We start from the raw sequence: 18,426 nt of genomic DNA on the forward strand, positions 1-18,426 counted from the left end.
AGGCGATAAGCCCTGACGTACAACGATTATTCTGCAAGGACAACAGCCATGCCAATCAGTGTCTTCGATCTTTTCAAGGTCGGTGTCGGGCCATCCAGCTCGCACACCGTGGGCCCGATGCAGGCCGCCTGCAACTTTGTCGCCGAACTCGAGGCCAGGGAACTGGTTGAGCATACCCGCCGCCTCGAGGTCGAGCTCTATGGTTCGCTCTCCGCCACCGGCATTGGCCATGGCACCGACCATGCGGTGATCATGGGCCTGATGGGCGAGCGGCCTGACCAGATCGACCCGGATGTCATCGCCCCGCGAATCGAGGCCCTGAAGTCGTCGGGTACCCTGCAGCTGGCCAGCCGCCACGCTGTCGCCTTCGACTGGCAGCGCGACATGCGGTTGCTCGAGGAGAGTCTACCCCAGCATCCCAACGCCATGCGGCTGCTCGCCTATGGCGACGAGGGCGAGCTCTACCGCAATACCTACTACTCGGTGGGCGGGGGCTTCGTCATCGATGAGGCCCAGTCTGCCGAGGGGGTGCTGGATACCGACCACACCGAGATCCCCTACGACTTCCAGAATGCCGAGGAGATGCTGCAGATGTGTCGCGACAGCGGCCTGCGCATCAGCGAGCTGATGTTGGAAAACGAGAAGGCGTGGCGCAATGAAAAGGAGATTCGCGCCGGGCTGTGCGAGATCTGGGAGGCCATGAAGGACTGCGTGGGCAAGGGGCTGGAGGCCGAAGGCGTGCTGCCTGGCGGGCTCAATGTCCGTCGGCGGGCCCGCTCATTGCATCAGCGGCTGCTCGACGACCGCGACGACGACTCGCTGATCGCCACTACCATGTCCGCCATGGACTGGGTCAACCTCTATGCGCTGGCGGTCAACGAGGAGAACGCCGCCGGTGGCCGCATGGTTACCGCACCCACCAACGGTGCGGCGGGGATTATCCCGGCGGTGCTCCATTACTACATGCAGTTCCGCAAGGGCGCCTGCGAGCGCGACGTGGTCGACTTCCTGCTCGTTGCCGCCGCCGTAGGCATCCTGTGCAAGAAGAATGCCTCGATCTCGGGGGCCGAGGTGGGCTGCCAGGGTGAGGTGGGCTCGGCCTGCGCCATGGCTGCCGCCGGCCTCACCGAAGTGATGGGCGGCAGCATCGACCAGGTGGAGAACGCCGCGGAGATCGGCCTGGAGCACAACCTGGGACTGACCTGCGACCCGGTGGGGGGCCTGGTACAGGTGCCCTGCATCGAGCGCAACGCCATCGCCTCGGTGAAGGCGATCAACGCCGCCCAGATGGCGCTGCGCGGCGATGGCGAGCACTTCATCTCGCTGGACAAGGTGATCCGCACCATGCGCGATACCGGTGCGGACATGCAGTCCAAGTACAAGGAGACCTCGAAGGGCGGACTCGCCCTCAACGCCATCGAGTGCTGATCCTTGGCACCGTCGTGCTGCCGGCGGGCCTGGCTCAGTAGGCCAGCGCCTGCAGCACGGCGTCGTGACTGGCACGTTCCCGCTCGGCGTATAGCGCCAGCTCGTCGGCCACCGGGGCGCCCAGTGCCGCCTCGAAGGCCGCGCGGTTGGCGTTGCCGGCGTAGGCACCGTTATCCCCGCCGCCCAGGTTGGACTGGAAAATGCCCGCCGCGCTGACTGGCAGGAAGTCCTCGTAGGTGATCGGCCTTGCGCTGACCAGTCCGCGTTTGATCAGCGTCTCGAGGTCCGGTTCGGCAACCTTGCCCGCGGTACGGCCGGCGTCGGTCAGGCGGTATTCGAAGAACGCCAGCCCCTGGCGGCGCAGCGCGCTCTCGCTGTCGGGGAAGTCGGCGAAGACCTCGGCCAGAACCTGCTGATGCGCCGCATTGTCGAGGCCCTGGGTCCGCTCACGAGACGCCGTCAGCAGACGGTCGTAGAGCTCGCGTCCCTTGGCGGTCAGGGCCACTCCGCGCTGTTCGATCTCGCCGAAACGGGCGGTATGGGTACCCTGACGCTCGCCCTGGAAGCGGGTCGGCTCCTCCAGCGCCTTGAAGCTGGTCTGGCGCAACAGGGTCGGGCAGTCGCGGCGCGGCGGGCCCTCGATCACGGCCTTGGGATTCATGCCGGCCGCCGGCATGCGCCGCTGGACTTCGTCGATATCCAGGGTGCGCGGCGTCAGATGGTTGATATGCGGCCCGCGGAAGCAGACCACGTCGGCGATCAGTCGATGCTCGGCGTGCAGAGCTTCGTAGGTGTCCAGGTCCACGGTAGCATCGCGGTGCCAGCGGAAGGTCTCCAACGCCTCGGCCACGAAGCGCTCGGCCTGGTCGTCGTCGAGTCCACCCTGCTGTTCATGCAGTGCGATCAGCTCCCGTGCGCCGGGGGTGAAGATGTCGCGTTCGGCCAGGATGGCCGCCGCTCGCTCGCGCAGCTCCTGACTCTCGATCAGCTCCAGGCGCAGCAGCGAGGTGAAGATGCGAAACGGGTTGCGTGCCAGGGCTGCGTCGTCGACGGGGCGAAAGGCGGTGGAGTGCACCGGCACCCCGGCCTCGGAAAGGTCATAGTAGCCCACCGGGTGCATGCCCATCACCGCGAACAGGCGGCGCAGCATGCCAAGCTCCTCGGCGGTGCCGACACGGATGGCGCCGTGACGCTCGACATCGAGCCGTGCCAGCTCATCGGCCTCGGTCAGTCGTTCGGCCAGCGCCGGGTTCGCCTCCAGCGTCTCGCGGTTCACCTGCTCCACCAGCTCCAGCAGGGTGGTGTACTGCGGCACCTCGCTCTGGTACATGGCCGACATGGCGGCGGCGAAACGGTGACGGATCTCATCGGGGGAAATCAGGGATGCTTGGATCATGGAGTCTGTATCTCGGGTTGTGGGTCAGGGGAGTGGGGCATGTTCGAGGTGCGGTAGGGTGAAACTATCCATTCTTGCACTGGAGCGGGGGGCTTTGAAGGCTCGGACCCTGTGCTCATCTACGCCACCCCATTAACCCTGCTCGCGAGTGCAGCGCATCGCCCTCCGCTTATGTCTGCACTAGACGAGTCAGCTCCTCGAGATAGCTCTCCAGCACGAGGTTGGGCGGTGCGCCCTTGCGCGTAATGGCGCTGTAGTGGGTGCAGTAACGCCATCTCTCGGTGCACAGGGCGCGCATGCGCCCCTCGCGGACCCAGCCTTCGGCGTAGTGTGTCGGCAGGTAGCCGATAAAGCGGCCGGAGAGGATCAGGAAGGCGATGCCTTCGCGGTCGCTGGCCGAGGCTGCCTCCCTCAGTGGCTCATGAACTTCCTTGATCTCGGGGGTCTGGGCGTAGGCGGGAACCACGGCATCGTGGTTGGCCAGAGCCCCCTCGTCGATGTTTTCCACTTCGAACAGCGCATGCTCATTGGAACAGTAGAGGCGCGACTCCTCGGCGTAGAGCGAGAGGTAATGCAGCCCCGGTAGCACCTTGAGGTCGGGAATCACCCCAGTGTGGAGTCTCCCATCGAGCACCGCCATCTCGATATCGCTGGGGGGAATCATGCGGATGTTGATGCGCACCTCGGGGCCGCGCTCCTTGAGCGCGCTGAGCGCATCGGTGATATGCATCTCGGGCATCGTCACCAGGTTGTCGGTGATGCCGATGTTGAGCTCTCCCTTCAGCTGGGCATGCAGGCCGTTGACCCGGGTGCGAAACCCCTCCACGGCGGCGAGCAGCTGCAGGGTCGACTCGTAGACCTCGGCTCCCTCGTCGGTCAGGGCGAAGCCGCTGCGTCCGCGTTGGCAGAGGCGCAGGCCTAGCCGCGTCTCCAGGTCGTGCATGGCCATGCTGATGGCGGCGCGGCTGATGCCGAGAGCCACCTCGGCGGCGGAAAATCCCCCGCACTCCACTACCTTGCGGTAGATTCGCAGCAGACGCAGGTCGGCGTCACCGGGCTGCCCCATGGGCGTACTCCTGCGCCGTGTCATGGTGTCTCGTCTCCTCTTGTTTGTCTTGTTGACGTGGATGTCGAGTGCCGAATATCTCGGCGCCTAATTAGGTAAGTGATTGCTTGCATGAGATTAAACAACTTGTAATTTAATTGATGCAAGCCAGGGGCTAGCTTGAGGGTGGTAATGCACATCGACACCGACAATCGATACTTACAACCGATAGCAACAATAGATCGCCATTGCAGCACGGCAGATCGTTACAACAGGGGAGGTCAACATCATGACCGCACAGCAGTTTCGCCACGCCGCCGGCTTGAGCGCCGAGCAGCTGGATGCCTACTGGATGCCCTACACCGGCAACCGTCAGTTCAAGCGCGACCCGCGGATCATCGTCGGTGCCGAGGGTAGCTATCTGATCGATGCCGATGGCCGTCGGGTCTTCGATAGCCTTTCCGGACTATGGACCAGCGGTGCCGGTCACTCTCGCCCCGAGATTGCCGATGCCGTCAGCCGGCAGCTGCGCGAGCTGGATTATGCGCCGGCTTTCCAGTTTGGCCACCCCAAGGCCTTCGAGCTGGCCCATCGACTGCGTGAACTGACGCCGGAAGGGCTGGACCACGCCTTCTTTACCGGCTCGGGCTCCGAGAGTGCCGACACTTCCCTGAAGATCGCCCGTGCCTACTGGCGCAAGAAGGGCAAGCCCACCAAGACCAAGTTGATCGGCCGGGCCAAGGGCTATCATGGGGTCAACTTCGGCGGCATCAGCCTGGGTGGCATCGGTGCCAACCGAGCGCTGTTCGGTCAGGGCGTGGACGCGGATCACCTGCCACATACCCTGATGGCCGAGAACGCCTTTACCCGGGGCATGCCCGAGCGCGGCGCCGAGAAGGCCGAGGATCTGCTGGAGCTGATCGCGCTGCATGATGCCTCCAATATCGCCGCGGTCATCGTCGAGCCGCTGGCCGGTTCGGCTGGCGTGATTCCTCCGCCCCAGGGGTACCTGCAGCGTCTGCGTGAGATCTGCGATGCCAACGATATCCTGCTGATCTTCGACGAGGTGATCACCGGCTTCGGGCGCATGGGAGCCATGACCGGTGCCGACGCCTTCGGGGTGGTTCCCGACATGATGAACTTCGCCAAGCAGCTCACCAATGGGGCGGTGCCCATGGGTGGCGTGATGGTCACCGGCGAGATCTACAACACCTTCATGGAGCAGGGTGGACCCGACTATATGCTCGAGCTGCCCCATGGCTACACCTACTCCGGTCATCCGGTGGCCTGCGCCGCGGCCATGGCTTCACTGGATATTCTGGAGCAGGACAATCTTATCGAGCGGGTGCGCCAGATGAGTCCGCTCTTCGAGGATGCCCTGCATAGCCTCAAGGGGACTCGCTATATCAGCGATATTCGCAACTACGGCCTCGCCGGTGCCCTACAGATCGAACACTACCCCGGCGAGCCGGCCCGCCGCCCCTTCGAGATCGCCATGAAGTGCTGGGAGAAGGGCTTCTATGTGCGTTATGGCGCCGACACCATCCAGCTGGGCCTGCCCTTTATCGTTGAGAAAGAGGAGATCGACCGGGTCGTCAATGTGCTTGGTGAGGTCATCGGCGAGCTGGATTGAGCCTTTCTCACGGCGGAATTTTCCCACAACAACGCAACAGCAAGAGGTAATACATGACAGCACTCGGCCACCTGATCAACGGCGCTCGTGTCGATCGCCAAGGGCGCAGCCAGGATCTTTACAACCCCTCCACCGGTGAGGTGAAGGGCCAGGTCAGCCTGGCCAGCAAGGCGACCGTCGAAGAGGCCATCGCCACGGCTCAGGCGGCCTTTCCCGCCTGGCGCAACACCCCCCCGGCCAAGCGGGCTCGGGTCATGTTTCGCTTCAAACAGCTGCTGGAGGAGCATGCAGAGGAGATCGTTCGCCTGGTCGGTGAAGAGCATGGCAAGATTTCCCACGACGCCCAGGGAGAGCTTGCCCGCGGTATCGAAAATGTCGAGTACGCCTGTGGCGCGCCAGAGCTGCTCAAGGGGGAGCACAGCAAGAATACCGGGCCAGGCATCGACTCCTGGAGCGAGCATCAGCCCCTGGGGGTAGTCGCCGGCATCACGCCGTTCAACTTCCCCGCGATGGTGCCGCTGTGGATGTACCCCATGGCCATCGCCTGCGGTAACACCTTCGTGCTCAAGCCCTCGGAACGCGATCCGACCTCGGCACTCTTTATCGCCGAGCTGGCGCTGGAGGCGGGCCTGCCCGCGGGCGTGCTCAATGTGGTCAATGGCGACAAGGAGGCCGTGGACACCCTGCTCGATGACGAGCGCGTCCAGGCCGTCAGCTTCGTCGGCTCCACGCCGATCGCCGAGTATATCTACTCGCGGGCCAGTGCCAACGGCAAGCGTTGTCAGGCACTGGGTGGCGCCAAGAACCACGCCATCGTCATGCCCGATGCCGATATGGAGAATGTGGTCAACTCGCTGACCGGAGCCGCCTTCGGTTCCTCCGGCGAGCGCTGCATGGCGCTATCCGTGGCGGTGGCCGTGGGGGATGAGGCGGCCGATACTCTGGTCGCCAAGATGCAGGAGTCGATGGCGACCCTCAAGGTCGGCCCGTTCTCCGACAAGAGCAACGACTTCGGTCCGGTGATCACCAAGGCGCATCAGGAAAAGGTTTGCGGCTATATCGCCAGTGCCGAGGAGCAGGGCGCGACCCTCGTGGTCGACGGTCGTGATGTCAAGGTCGAGGGTTACGAGGGGGGCTTCTATGTCGGCGGCACCCTGATCGATAATGTGACGCCCGAGATGACCTGTTATCGGGAAGAGATCTTCGGTCCCGTGCTGCTGGTCATGCGGGTCGACAGCATGGAAGAGGCCATGCGTCTGATCGATGAGCATGAGTATGGCAATGGCACCTGCATCTACACCCGCGATGGTGAGGCGGCACGCTACTTCAGCGATAATATCCTGGTCGGCATGGTAGGGGTTAACGTGCCGCTGCCGGTGCCCGTGTCGTATCACAGCTTCGGCGGCTGGAAGCGCTCGCTGTTCGGTGACCTTTCCGCCTATGGCCCCGATGCAGTGCGCTTCTACACGCGTCGCAAGACCATCACCCAACGCTGGCCCTCCGCCGGCGTGCGCGAGGGGGCGCAGTTCTCCTTCCCCTCCTGAGGCCAGGTGGGTCGGCTTGAGACCAGGTGGCCCCGCTTAGGCGGGGCCATCGTGATTGAGACGTCAAAAATATCAACAAAAAACAGTGGAGATAACGATGTTCGGATTACCCGTATCCACCACCTGGCTGGTCATCGGTGTGCCAGTGTTCTGGGTGCTCTACACGCTGGGCTTCCTCTGGGTAACTCGAGGCTGGCCGGGACTCAAGAACTCGGAGTCCGGTCGCTGAGTCGAGGCGGCTGGTCATGAAAACAAGAATCGCGTGACAGGAGAAAATGAGTGAACTCAACGGTATTGATGTTTCTTGCCCTGTACTTCATCGGCATGTTGGCCGTAGGTGTCATCTCCATGCGTCGAGGCGGCTCGAGCAGCATGGAGGGCTACTACCTTAGCGGTCGCAATGTGGGGCCTCTGGTGACCGCCATGACGATGCAGTCCACGTCCATGAGTGGCTACATGTTTCTGGGGGCGGGGTCTCTCGGCTATACCCAAGGGTATTATGGTTTCTGGTATGCCGCGGGAGATATCGGTGGCGGGGTGGTGAACCTCTCGGTTCTCGGACGGCGGATGCGAAAGCTCTCCCAGATCATGGGGGCACTGACCTCCATCGAGTATCTTGAGAAGCGCTATCCCAGCAAGTGGGTCCGCCTGATCGCGGCGGTGCTGTCGGTCTCCCTGCTGGGCGCCTATGTACTGGCGCAGTTCATCGCCGGTGGCAAGGGCCTGGAACTGGTGACAGGACTGCCCTACGAGGTGGCGCTGGCGATAGCCGTGGGCGTCATCCTTGCCTATACCCTGATGGGCGGCTATGGCGCGGTGGCCTACACCGACCTTCTGCAGAGCTTCGTGATGATCATCGGTATCGTCTGGATCCTGGTCGCCACGCTTCAGGAGGTAGGTGGCCTGACGGCAGCCAACCAGGCCATCGCTTCCATAGATCCGACGCTGCTCAGCATCTGGGGCAAGGATCTTGTCCATGAAGGGCAGTGGGGAATCGTGCTGGGTGCCCTGTTGATCTTCTCCATCGGCTATATGGGCTGGCCCCACGTCGTCACGCGCCACATGGCAATGCGCAACCCATTCCATGCGCGTCGCGCCGGCGTCTACTCGACTCTGTGGAACCTGGTATTCGTCAGTGCCCCCTATATTCTCGGCACCCTGGCCATCCTGGTGCTGCCCGATCTCGATGATCCCGAGCAGGCCATCTTCGCCCTGGCCCAGAACCTGCTGCCTGCCGCCGTGGTGGGTATCGTGATGGCTGCCATCATGGCAGCCATCATGTCCACGGCCGACTCGATCCTGCTTCAGACGGGGAGCATTGCGGCTCGCGACCTCTATGAGCGGTTTATCAATCCGAACATGGAGGAGAAGCAGATGGTGAGGGTGTCCCAGCTGATCGTTCTGTTGCTGGGAACCGTCTGCGGTGTCGTGGCTGTCTTCGAACCGCCGGCGATCTTCTCCATCGTTGTCTTCACGACCTCGGTACTGGGTAGTGCCTTCCTGCCGGCGTATGTGGCCGCGGTGTGGTGGCGAAAGGCCAATACGCCTGGTGCCCTGGCTTCGATGATTGTTGGTAGCCTGGTGGCGTTCTTCTGGCAGTATCTGGCCCTGGACGGGGTGACCGGCCTGCACCCCATGTTGGCCGGCGTGGTGCTCTCCAGCCTGGCGATGGTCGTCGCCAGCCTGATGACGCAAGCCAGCCATCCCGTTCCCGAGCATATCCTGGAGGCGATGGAGGAAACCGCCGAACTGCGCCCCTTGCCGAGGCCACTGAAGGCGCAGCAAAGCTTCGAGATGGCACATGAGGCGCTGACGCTCAAACTCAGTGAGCGCACGGCGTGATCGATCCCTTGGAGAGTCCCGTGGTGGACGCCGCCGGTGATCAGGAAGCCTGGCTCAAGGCCAGGCTTCCCCTCGACGGCCTTGAACGGCGTGTCGCCAGCATCGACGCCGAGCTCACGATTGATAGGGTCGAGCCGATCGGCTTCCCGTATCTGCTTTGCCTCTATCGCTGGAACACTCGACGCTGGGGCATGTCGCGTGAGGAGCTGATGAACTGTCTGGTCGATCGTTGTCAAGGGGTCAGTACGACAGTGGAGGGCGTAGAGTTCGGTACCCCCCTGAGCGCTGCCACGCTGCCTGCTCCCGAGCTCGAGACTCCACCCCTCGAGCGCAAGGCCCGCCAGCATGTGATGCAGGTGCGCCGCCATCGTTTGAAGCGCCGAAGCGCCTCGGGGCTAGAGTTGATGCGCTGCCAGCCCGTTCGCAAACCCTTGTGGCGCGTTACTGCTCACCATGAGCGGCATGGGGGGCTCGACCTGCTGATCGATGCCCTCAACGGCGGCTATTACCTGCTGTAAACGGGCGCATTTGATCATCCGGGACCCCACAATAAGAAAGAGCAATGGGCCTTTGAACAGGCCGGTTTGGCTCATCCCCCTGTCGGTGCCTTATCCGTACCACAGCTTCGAGCCTTTGTCGGCTTGTTTTAGGCGGTAGGCCGGGAGATTGGAATGGGGAGTGCCGGGAGCCACCCCGGCACCATCCCGGTTAAAGGTCGAGATTGGGATGATTCGGCAGGTGTTGCTCTAGAAGCCGGGCAACCTGCAGGACCTTGAGGTCCTGGAAGCGTGGTCCGACCAGGTGCAGACCAACTGGTAGTCCCTGATCGTCCAGGCCGCAGGGCAGCGAGGCAGCGGGCTGTTGGGTCAGGTTGAACGGGTAGCTGAAGGGAGTCCACTCCATCCATTCCCTGTAGGGGCCGCCGGGGGGAACATTGTGCCCTGCCTCAAAGGGAGAGAGGGGGAGGGTGGGTGTGATCAGCAGGTCGTAATGCTGATGAAATAGCTGCATCTGCGCGGTAAGCTGCTCCCTGGCGCGACAGGCAGCCAGGTAGTCTCTTAGCGATATGTCCGCGCCACGCCGGGCAATATCCAGGAATCCAGGGTCCAGCTTTTCTTGTTGGTCCATATCAAGGCGCTCCAGCACCTGACTGGAGCCGGCAAACCAAAGGGTATTGAAGACTTCCAAGGGGGAGTCAAACCCAGGGTCTATCTCTTCAATTGTGGCACCTAAGTCCTGCAGCTTCTCAACTGCCTTTCGGGCGCACGCCGCAATATCCGGCGCCACATCTACATAGCCAAGGTCAGGGCTGTACGCGATCCTCCACCCTTTCAGCGACGTAGGTGGCGGCGTCAGCCAATCGTCGGCGCGGGGGTTGCCTAAATACCCGTCACGAGCATCGGGTTTGGCCATGACGCTGAGCATCAGGGCGCTGTCATTCGCGGTGCGGGTCATCGGTCCCAAGTGTGAGAGCTGGCTCATGGCGCTGGCCGGCCACTGTGGTACCCAGCCGAAGGTGGGCTTAATGCCGAAGGTGCCTGTGAAGCTGCAGGGAATCCGAATGGAGCCGCCGGCATCACTACCCTGATGAAGCAATCCCAGATTGAGGGCCGCCGCCACCGCTGCCCCTCCCGAGGAGCCACCTGGTGTTAGACGGTGATCCCAGGGGTTGCGAGTGATGCCGTGCAAGGGGTTGTCGGTTACTCCTTTCCAGCCGAATTCCGGTGAGGTGGTTTTACCGAGGATTACCGCGCCAGCCTGACGTAGGTGGTGACTGATTGGTGCATCGGTTTCCCATGGGCCACCAGAGTCGCTGGTAGCTGAGCCGAACCGCGTCGGCATACCAGCCGTTAGCGTCAGATCCTTGATGGTGGTGGGGATGCCGTCCAAGGGACCGCACGGGGTGCCGGCATGCCAGCGCGCCTCGGCGGCACGAGCAGCGGTCAACGCCTGAGTAGTATCCACGTGGGCAAAGGCATTGATCGTCGGATCATGCTGCTCGATACGTGCCAGGCAGTCCTGGGTTAGCTCCACCGGTGATAACTGTCGTTGGCGGAAGAGCTCAAGGGCTTGCACAGCGGTCAGTTCGGCAAGACGAGCTGGAAGAGAAGTCTGTGGGGGCATGAATCACTCCTCGCTTACGCCGGCTTGCTCGAGCATGGCGTGAAGCAGTACATTGCAGCCGTCGTGAAGGTCGCTGGGAGTGGCGTTCTCAATCTCATTGTGACTGATGCCATTCTCGCAAGGTACGAAGATCATGCCAGCCTGCGTGATGCGGCCCATGAAGATAGCGTCGTGTCCCGCGCCGCTAACGATATCCATATGCGAGCAATCTAGCATCTCGGCTGCTCGCCGCACGGCACCGACGCAGGTGTCGGCGAAGTGCTCGGGGGCAAAGTCTGCAGTGGCAACCAGCTCAGCTTCGAGTCCATGTCGTTGGCGCGTTTCCTCAACTGCCACGCGAAGTTCGGCTGCCATCTTCTCTAGCGTATTGCTGTCAAAGTGGCGCATATCGACGGTCATCTTTACCTGCCCGGGAATGACATTGCGCGAACCGGGATGTAGCTGCATTACGCCCACCGTACCGCGGCCATGTGGCTGATAGGTTTTGGCGATACGATTGATTGCCTGCGTGATCTCGGCGGCGCCAAGCATGGCATCGCGTCGCAGCGCCATTGGTGTCGGGCCGGCATGCGCCTCCAATCCGGTAAGAGTGAGGTCGAACCACTTTTGTCCCAGAGCTCCCACCACCACACCAACGGTATTGCCGGTGTCCTCAAGGATTGGCCCCTGCTCGATATGGCACTCGAAGAACGCCTTGATATTCTCTGGCGTTACATGATCGGTGCCGCGATAGCCGATGGCCTCTAGCGCCTGACCGGCGCTGACGCCGTCCTCGTCAGTACGGGCAAGCATTTCCTCAAGTTTCAGTTGACCGGTAAATACACCGGAACCCATCATGCAGGGAGCGAATCGACATCCTTCTTCGTTGCTCCAGGCGACGACCTCAATTGGGGCGAGGGTTTGGATATCGGACTCGTTTAAGGTCCTGATTACTTCTAGCCCGGCCATCACACCATATACGCCGTCGAATTTGCCACCGGTGGGTTGGCTGTCGAGATGACTTCCTGTCAGTACTGCGGGACTGCTAGAGTCCTGCCCTTCGCGACGGGCGAAGATATTACCGATGGCGTCTATGCGGATGCTGCACCCTTCGGCGCGACACCACTCGATAAATAGTTCTCGTGATTGGCGATCGAGCTCGGTGAAGGCTTGTCGATTAACACCGCCCTTGGGGGTGGCGCCGATTCTAGCCATCTCCATCAGTGATTCCCAAAGTCGTTGCTGGTCTGTACGTAACTCTGTTATGAGATGCTGGATATTAGCTGTGGTCATGAGATAGCCTCGTTGTGGTTGTTTGTAAGAGAGCTTATTTCTTACTAATGGTAAGTATTGAAAAATGTAATGCAGTTGGCCGTGCCAAGGAATCTGCAACGTTATTGCCTAGTGTTCAGACTGGGTAAGTCGCCGAAGAGGCGAGGCTGTATCGTCGTAAGGTGTATTATGAGTAACCAACATCTGATCAGCCATCTCAGCTTCGAGTGCCGACATGTTGTCTTCAGCGTCACGCATATGCTCGTCCATCAGCTTGGCTACTAGCTCGCGATCTTCCTCACGGAAGGCCTCGACTAGCTCGCGGTGGTAGCGATGATTGGCCTTGTCGAACTGCTGCCGCTCAGGGATATAGGCTTTTTTGACTACCACGAGATCTCGTAGCATGTCGTTTAGGAAGCGGCACATGAAAGCCAGTAGTGGATTGGGGCAAGCGCGGGCCAGTAGATTGTGAAACTCCAGCTCGAGGAAACGCTGGCGTCGTTGATCCTCCTCGCCAGGATGGCAACACTGGCAGGCATCAATGTTGGCAGTCAGGCTTTCCAGATCCTGCTCAGAAAGTCTCCCTACAACGGAGACGGCCAGCTCTACTTCCAGCAGGCGACGTAGCTGATAGACATGATGGCCATCCAGCGATCGAAAGTGTAGAAAGCTCCGCAACATTCGGCTGGCAGGCTCCATGCTGGGTGTATGCAGGATTGCCCCACCACCCGGACCTGTTTTAAGAGTAATCAATCCCTCCACTTCGAGAATCTTCAGGGCCTCACGAACTGTCCCTTTGGCGCAGTCGTAAAGCTCCATAAGAGCTTTTTCATTGGGGAGGCGGTCACCCTCAGTCATTCCCTCAGTCGCGATCCAACGCTTGATATCATCACTTATAAGTTCAGCTAATTTTTGCCGACGCCGGGGTGGGATATTGGTCATGGACCGCTCCTTGTAATAAGCGGGGCCTGTGGGCAGGCCCCGCACTGTACTTATCGGGACGTAGCCGCTTCACCTACAGGTCTAGCTTCACCTTCCAGACGCTCAGGATGATACTCTGCGTCGTATTCATGACGCGCTTGCACGAAACGCTCGACTACATGGTGGTCCTTGCGCTTGAGCACTAGGCTAAGGCATACGAAGAGCCCTCCGTTCAGCAGTAACCCCCAAATACCAGCATGCAGGCCAAATGGGTTGCTGACTGTCGGACCGTAGGTGAGAAACAGCACGCACAGTATGCCAGCAATCAGTCCCCAGAATGCCGCCGTCGGGTGAGCGCGCCGCCAAGTAATCGCGCCGAGGGTTGGTACGATAAGCTGGGCGGTGCCGGCCAGGGCTGCGATACCAATGGTCACCAAAAGCCCAGGGACTGTCAGTGCCAGGATGTAAGCAGCCAAAGAGAACCCGACCAATGAGAGGCGGCCGATAGTCACAATGCGTGCCTGACTCGCTTCGCGGTTCACATAGCGCTGATAAATATCCATGGTCACCACTGTAGAGACGGCATGGATCTGTGAGTTTGCTGTAGACATTGCCGCAGCAGCTCCAGCAGCCATTATAAGTGAGGCGATCATATATGGTGCATAGTTCATCAGCATGACGGGCAGAATCTGATCAGCATTCTCCAAGCCTGGTTCAAGCAGAACACCACTGTAACCAGTCAGTACGGAGCCGAAGTAGCCAAAGGCCGCGAGCCCAAGGAGGAAGGGCATAAGATTGAACAGTCGTCCACTTTTTACCGAATACATGCGAAGCCAGATCTGAGGGCCCATAAATGCCCCAATCGCCACGATGACGAACAGGGAGAACCACATGCTGTATCCCATGTTGCCATTTGGCCCTGGCATGGTCAGATGCTCAGGGGAGCTTTGGTGAAGCTGTGAAAACAGTGCCGCTGGGCCTCCCAGTTGGTGGGAGATGTAGTAGCCGGCAAATAGCATTCCGAAAAATAGCAGTGCACCGTAGATTACATCTGTCCAGGCGATTGCTCGAATGCCGCCAATCCATACGTAGACAATAATAATGAAATAGAAGAGGAGAGCCGCCAGCCAGAAGGGGATAACGCCACCAGAGGCAACTTCGATCAGGTAGGCGCCTCCGGTGAGCTGGATCTGGAGGTAGGGGACCGTGAATACCAAGGTGATCACCACGACCAGAAGACGCAGCGCCTCGCTGTTGTAGAAGTCACCCATCAGATCGGAAGGTGTCAGGTAGTTGAAGCGCTTGCCCAGGAACCAGACCCGCTTTCCGACCCAGTAGTACATGAAGCCGAACAACAGGTTCCACGCCAGCGCGGTGAGGTAGACAGGTCCACTGGTATAGAAGGTGGCATTGGAGCCCAGGAAGGCAAACGCGCTCCACCAGGTGGCGGCCACCGTGAAGAATACGGCAATGCTGCCCATTGCTCGTCCTTGAACAAAAAAGTCCTCGCTGGTGTCCTTCGATTGTCTCGCGGAAACCACTCCCACGAGCAAGGGAATGATCATGAAAGCTGCAATAATGAAGATGCTACCAGTCATGGCGTGACCTCCTTAGCGGCTGCGTTGGGGGGCGGAGGCGCTGCCGCTACCCCAGTTGGTGAGATAGGCCACCAGGAAAAGGGCGGTGATGAAAGCCCACCATCCCAGGTTCCATACGAGCAGGAACGGTGCACCCATGATCATGGGCTCAACCTTGTTGGCCACCATGACTATGGGGCTTTCGAGCATAATGAATCCGAGTAGCATGCCGCCGTAAAGGGCGAGCTTCGTCGGTGGGAGGGTCTTTCTCATTGTGCATCCCCTTGTTTTGGTTGGTGGGGGAGAGGAATCTCCGTCTGACACAGGCCATCTGGAGAAGGTGGTGATCGAGGTGGATCTAATTGTTGTATTTATGCGAATAAATATACCAATAGTCGAGAACGTCCAGACCGTCAAGCTATGAGGTGGAGTGTTAGCGGGCTTATGGCTTCGGTCGATTTGCTGGAAGCGCAAGCTCACCTTGCATCACCTCATAAGTTACTCATGTAATTTAGCTGCAGGAGTGACGCTTTTCGTAAAATATGCTTCGCCTTGCGTATAGCCCCCCCCGGGTCCCTGGCGTAAGCTGTGGAGATATTTTCCACAGGAGGCGTCAGATGAGTGCTTTTTCCCGGAACCTGAGATATTCCGCCGCGTTGGTGCCGATGCTGCTGGCGGGGCCGGCAATGGCCGAGCTCGATGAGGTGCGCTTCGGTGTACCGCCCTGGCCGGGCGTGACGGTGAAGTCCGAGGTGGCTGCCCAGCTGATCGAGGCGATGGGCTATGAGACACGTCAGAACGATCTGGCGGTAAGTGTCATCCTGGAAGGGCTGACCCGCAACGATCTGGAGGTCTACCTGGGGGGCTGGTACCCGGTACAGACGGAAATGGTCGAGCCGCTGGTGGAGCAGGGCAAGGTCGAGAAGCTGGTCTCCAATATCCGTGGGGCCAACTCGGGGCTGGTGGTGCCGCAATACGTCCATGATGCCGGCGTGACCTCGGTGGCGGATCTCGACGCTCATCGCGATCGTTTTGACGGCGAGATACAGGGCATCGAGGCAGGCACCGGTATCAATACTGCCATTCTAGAGGCTATCGATAACGACCTTGCGGGTCTCGGCGACTGGGATCTACGCGAGAGCTCAACGGCGGCCATGCTGGCCCAGGCCGAGCGCAAGATGGCCGACGGCGAGTGGCTCACCTTCGTCGGTTGGGAGCCGCACTGGATGAACGTCAGCTTCGACCTGGCCTACCTGGAGGACGCCGACGGCGCGGGTATTGCCGAGATCGGCAGCACGGTGTGGACGGTGGTGCCGGCGAGCCTGGCGGAGGAGGACCCCCAGCTGCACCGCTTCCTGTCACAGTATGTGGTGGAGATCGAGGATCAGAACGCCTGGGTCCACGGCTACAGCTATGAGGATCGGCCGGCGGACGAGGTCGCCAGCGACTGGATCGGTGAAAATCTCGATACCGTGGCCGGCTGGCTGGGAGGCGTCGAAGCACGCGACGGCACACCCGCCATCGAGACGGTACGCGCCCTCTACCAGTAAGCTCGACGGCGTTACGCGCCGAGCCGATCCTTCAGCGCCTGGCAGAACCCCTGCCAGGCGTTGTGCATTTCGGGAAGTCGCGCATGGGCGTGCAGCGCACCGTGAACCATGCCGTCGGCACAGCGATAGCCGATGTTGGCCCCGGCCTGGCGCCAGCGCGCTACAGTGGCCTCCAACGGTCGGGTGAGCGGGTCATGTGCTACCGCCAGAACCTCCATCTGCTGTGCGGGTGGCTCGGCGTTCGTGTCAGGGGGGAGTGCCTCGAGGCAGTGCACGGCGATGCCGAACACCTCTTCCCGGGAGAGTAAGGGCGCGGAAGCGCCCAGGCTCGACTCATCGATTCCATCCACAGGCGGATAGATCAAGCCCAATGGCAACACTGTGGGTAACTTGCTGGCCAGATCCAGTACCAGTCGGCCACCGGCACTGTCTCCCACCAGGGCGAGCGGTTCGCAGGCGTTGGCCACGGCAATACAGTCGGCCAGCATCTCGGCATAGCCAGCCTCGGGGGCCAGGCGGTAGTCGACGCTGATCACCTCGCGGCCCAGACGTTCGGCGAGGCTGGCGGCGACACCGTGATGGCTGCGCACCGAACCGATGGTAAAGCCGCCTCCATGCACGTACAGCACCCTGCCGGAGCGAGCCTCCGCGGGCAGGAAGCGGCGAACCCCCACGCCCCTTAGTCGCGCATCGGTGATATGCATGCCTGGCGGGTCGGGTGGGGCGAAGGATTGGCACAGCGCATCATAGCGCTCGCGGGCCTCTGGCCAGGGCTGCCCGGTCATGCTGGTCAGCCCTGCCTCGAAACGGGTGATGAAGTCACTGACCGTCATCATTGACCTGTCACGATTCCTGTTGCCCCTTGGCTGCCACGCGACGCTCACGACGACGACGCTCCATTATGCGGTAGCGCGAGCGGATCTCGTCACGCTCCATGTAGCAGCCCTGTAGCCAGCGGTGGCCGCTTGAGCCCTCGAAGGCGTCGCGGGCATGCAGCAGGCGACGGTTGTCGAAGATCACCAGATCACCGGGCGCATAGGTGAAGCGGATGGCGAACTCGGGTTCACGCAGCATCGCCTGCAGGGTCATCAGGGCCGCATAGGCGGACTCCACCTCATCGAAGTCGGCCTGTAATGGGCCGCGCAGGAAGTCGGCGATGCGTACCTCGAGCAGTTCGCCGCGATCATCCAGGCGTATCATCGGCGAGTACCAGACGTAGTCGGTGGTCCGGGCGGTGTTGGCGAAGCACCAGTGAACCCGGGTCAGGGTATCAAAGGCTTCGGGATCGCGCTGGCGCAGCGCCTCGGCCACGGCGAAACCGTCGAGCATTACCGCCTGGCCACCGGCGACGCTGTTCTCCAGGCAGTGCAGCATCTGCAGGCCCGGATGATACTCGCGCGTCGGGAGATCGGTGTGGGGTGGCAGGGCGATGGAGGTATAGGCGTTGGAATCCGGGTCCGGCTTGGCCTTGACGTCGAACAGCAGGCCGAAGTTGGTGGGGCGTACCGGGCCGATGCGCCGTGCGATGGCTTCCAGCGAGCCGGGCTCGGTGGGCAGGCCACGAAGACGCACCAGTCCCTTGCCCAGCACGCTTTCCAGGGCGGGGGCCAGGATCGTCTCCTCGGCCTCGCTGTCAGGCGTGGTATCGAGCAGGCCGCTGGCATCGAGACTCTCCGGGGCCGCCTCGGGGCCGCCATGCCAGAGCTGTACCGCTACCAGCGGTGCCTCGGGATCCTCGGCATTGTCGTAATCGTGGGCACGCAGCCAGCCTGGGTGAAAGCGCAGGCGCAGTTGCTCCGGGGCAAAGTCCACGCATAGTGCGCCGGCCGCATCGATCTCGGCGCCGGCGATCTCCGGCCATCCGGGCAGGGCGGAGAGATCGAGGATGCGCTCCCGGGTAGCGGGATTGATGGTGGAGTCGTCGGCGGCATTCTCACGCAGCCAGATGCTGTGGTAGCGGCTCTCGCGGCCATCGCTCCAGCGTACGGTCACCAGGCGTGGCGAGAAGGTTAGCGTCTCGAGATGCGCCTCGATGGGCCAGGCGTCGTAATCGGGTGTCGCTGGAAGTGCGGTGGTCATCTTGGCCTCCTCGGAGAATTCGTAACGCCGCCTAGA

16 protein-coding genes are annotated in these 18,426 nt (G+C 61.4%); 7 read left to right on the top strand and 9 right to left on the bottom strand.

Annotation, left to right across the window (positions count from 1 at the left end):
- The first annotated feature begins 48 nt into the window (after window positions 1-48).
- Window positions 49-1,428 carry an L-serine ammonia-lyase gene (locus tag Q0894_RS02805; protein ID WP_299231292.1) on the top strand — a complete coding sequence of 460 codons (1,380 nt, stop codon included), beginning with the start codon at window positions 49-51 and terminating at the stop codon, window positions 1,426-1,428.
- Between the two features lie 34 nt (window positions 1,429-1,462).
- Here the strand turns inward: Q0894_RS02805 and Q0894_RS02810 are convergent, their stop codons facing one another.
- Window positions 1,463-2,824 carry a VOC family protein gene (locus tag Q0894_RS02810; protein WP_299231294.1) on the bottom strand — a complete coding sequence of 454 codons (1,362 nt, stop codon included), beginning with the start codon at window positions 2,822-2,824 and terminating at the stop codon, window positions 1,463-1,465.
- Window positions 2,825-2,993: 169 nt separating this feature from the next.
- Complete coding sequence (locus Q0894_RS02815; RefSeq protein WP_299231296.1) at window positions 2,994-3,914, bottom strand: LysR family transcriptional regulator; 921 nt, start codon at window positions 3,912-3,914, stop codon at window positions 2,994-2,996.
- 244 nt (window positions 3,915-4,158) lie between these two features.
- Here Q0894_RS02815 and Q0894_RS02820 point away from each other — a divergent pair, with 244 nt between their 5' ends.
- The 5 genes from Q0894_RS02820 to Q0894_RS02840 all read left to right on the top strand — a co-directional run bounded on the left by Q0894_RS02820 (window position 4,159) and on the right by Q0894_RS02840 (window position 9,406).
- Window positions 4,159-5,502 carry an aspartate aminotransferase family protein gene (locus Q0894_RS02820; RefSeq protein ID WP_299231298.1) on the top strand — a complete coding sequence of 448 codons (1,344 nt, stop codon included), beginning with the start codon at window positions 4,159-4,161 and terminating at the stop codon, window positions 5,500-5,502.
- A 53-nt stretch (window positions 5,503-5,555) separates the two neighbouring features.
- The gene (locus tag Q0894_RS02825) at window positions 5,556-7,046 is read left to right on the top strand and encodes a CoA-acylating methylmalonate-semialdehyde dehydrogenase (protein ID WP_299231300.1); all 1,491 of its coding nucleotides are present in this window, start codon (window positions 5,556-5,558) and stop codon (window positions 7,044-7,046) included.
- A gap of 97 nt (window positions 7,047-7,143) precedes the next feature.
- Window positions 7,144-7,275 (top strand): hypothetical protein, encoded by a 132-nt coding sequence (locus tag Q0894_RS02830; protein WP_267491317.1) that lies wholly within the window; start codon window positions 7,144-7,146, stop codon window positions 7,273-7,275.
- Window positions 7,276-7,325: 50 nt separating this feature from the next.
- Entirely contained in the window at window positions 7,326-8,888 is a 1,563-nt protein-coding gene (locus Q0894_RS02835; protein WP_299231306.1) for a sodium/proline symporter, read from the top strand.
- On the top strand, window positions 8,885-9,406 hold the full coding sequence (locus Q0894_RS02840; protein WP_299231308.1) for a hypothetical protein: 522 nt from the start codon (window positions 8,885-8,887) through the stop codon (window positions 9,404-9,406). Before Q0894_RS02835 ends, Q0894_RS02840 begins: the two co-directional genes overlap by 4 nt.
- Before the next feature lie 190 nt (window positions 9,407-9,596).
- On the opposite strand, the gene Q0894_RS02845 is transcribed toward Q0894_RS02840, so the two are convergent.
- From Q0894_RS02845 to Q0894_RS02865, 5 genes are all read right to left on the bottom strand, one after another.
- Window positions 9,597-11,012 carry an amidase gene (locus tag Q0894_RS02845; RefSeq protein ID WP_299231310.1) on the bottom strand — a complete coding sequence of 472 codons (1,416 nt, stop codon included), beginning with the start codon at window positions 11,010-11,012 and terminating at the stop codon, window positions 9,597-9,599.
- Between the two features lie 3 nt (window positions 11,013-11,015).
- A complete protein-coding gene (locus tag Q0894_RS02850; protein ID WP_299231312.1) occupies window positions 11,016-12,284 on the bottom strand; it encodes a Zn-dependent hydrolase in 1,269 nt (422 codons plus the stop codon).
- Window positions 12,285-12,392: 108 nt separating this feature from the next.
- Window positions 12,393-13,205, bottom strand: coding sequence for an FCD domain-containing protein (locus Q0894_RS02855; protein WP_299231314.1), 813 nt, complete (start codon window positions 13,203-13,205; stop codon window positions 12,393-12,395).
- A gap of 50 nt (window positions 13,206-13,255) precedes the next feature.
- Window positions 13,256-14,782, bottom strand: a complete 1,527-nt coding sequence (locus Q0894_RS02860; protein ID WP_299231316.1) for a sodium:solute symporter family protein — start codon at window positions 14,780-14,782, stop codon at window positions 13,256-13,258.
- 12 nt (window positions 14,783-14,794) lie between these two features.
- Window positions 14,795-15,034, bottom strand: a complete 240-nt coding sequence (locus Q0894_RS02865) for a hypothetical protein (RefSeq protein WP_299231318.1) — start codon at window positions 15,032-15,034, stop codon at window positions 14,795-14,797.
- Between the two features lie 344 nt (window positions 15,035-15,378).
- On the opposite strand from Q0894_RS02865, the gene Q0894_RS02870 reads away from it, so the two are divergent.
- Complete coding sequence (locus Q0894_RS02870) at window positions 15,379-16,311, top strand: ABC transporter substrate-binding protein (RefSeq protein ID WP_299231319.1); 933 nt, start codon at window positions 15,379-15,381, stop codon at window positions 16,309-16,311.
- A gap of 11 nt (window positions 16,312-16,322) precedes the next feature.
- Here the strand turns inward: Q0894_RS02870 and Q0894_RS02875 are convergent, their stop codons facing one another.
- Window positions 16,323-17,147: an alpha/beta hydrolase fold domain-containing protein gene (locus Q0894_RS02875; protein WP_366130962.1), complete on the bottom strand. Its 825-nt coding sequence runs from the start codon at window positions 17,145-17,147 to the stop codon at window positions 16,323-16,325.
- Between the two features lie 7 nt (window positions 17,148-17,154).
- A complete protein-coding gene (locus Q0894_RS02880) occupies window positions 17,155-18,390 on the bottom strand; it encodes a TauD/TfdA family dioxygenase (protein ID WP_299231320.1) in 1,236 nt (411 codons plus the stop codon).
- Window positions 18,391-18,426: the final 36 nt, after the last annotated feature.

The sequence above is a fragment of the uncultured Halomonas sp. genome (assembly GCF_947501415.1).
In the GTDB taxonomy this organism is placed as follows: domain Bacteria; phylum Pseudomonadota; class Gammaproteobacteria; order Pseudomonadales; family Halomonadaceae; genus Halomonas.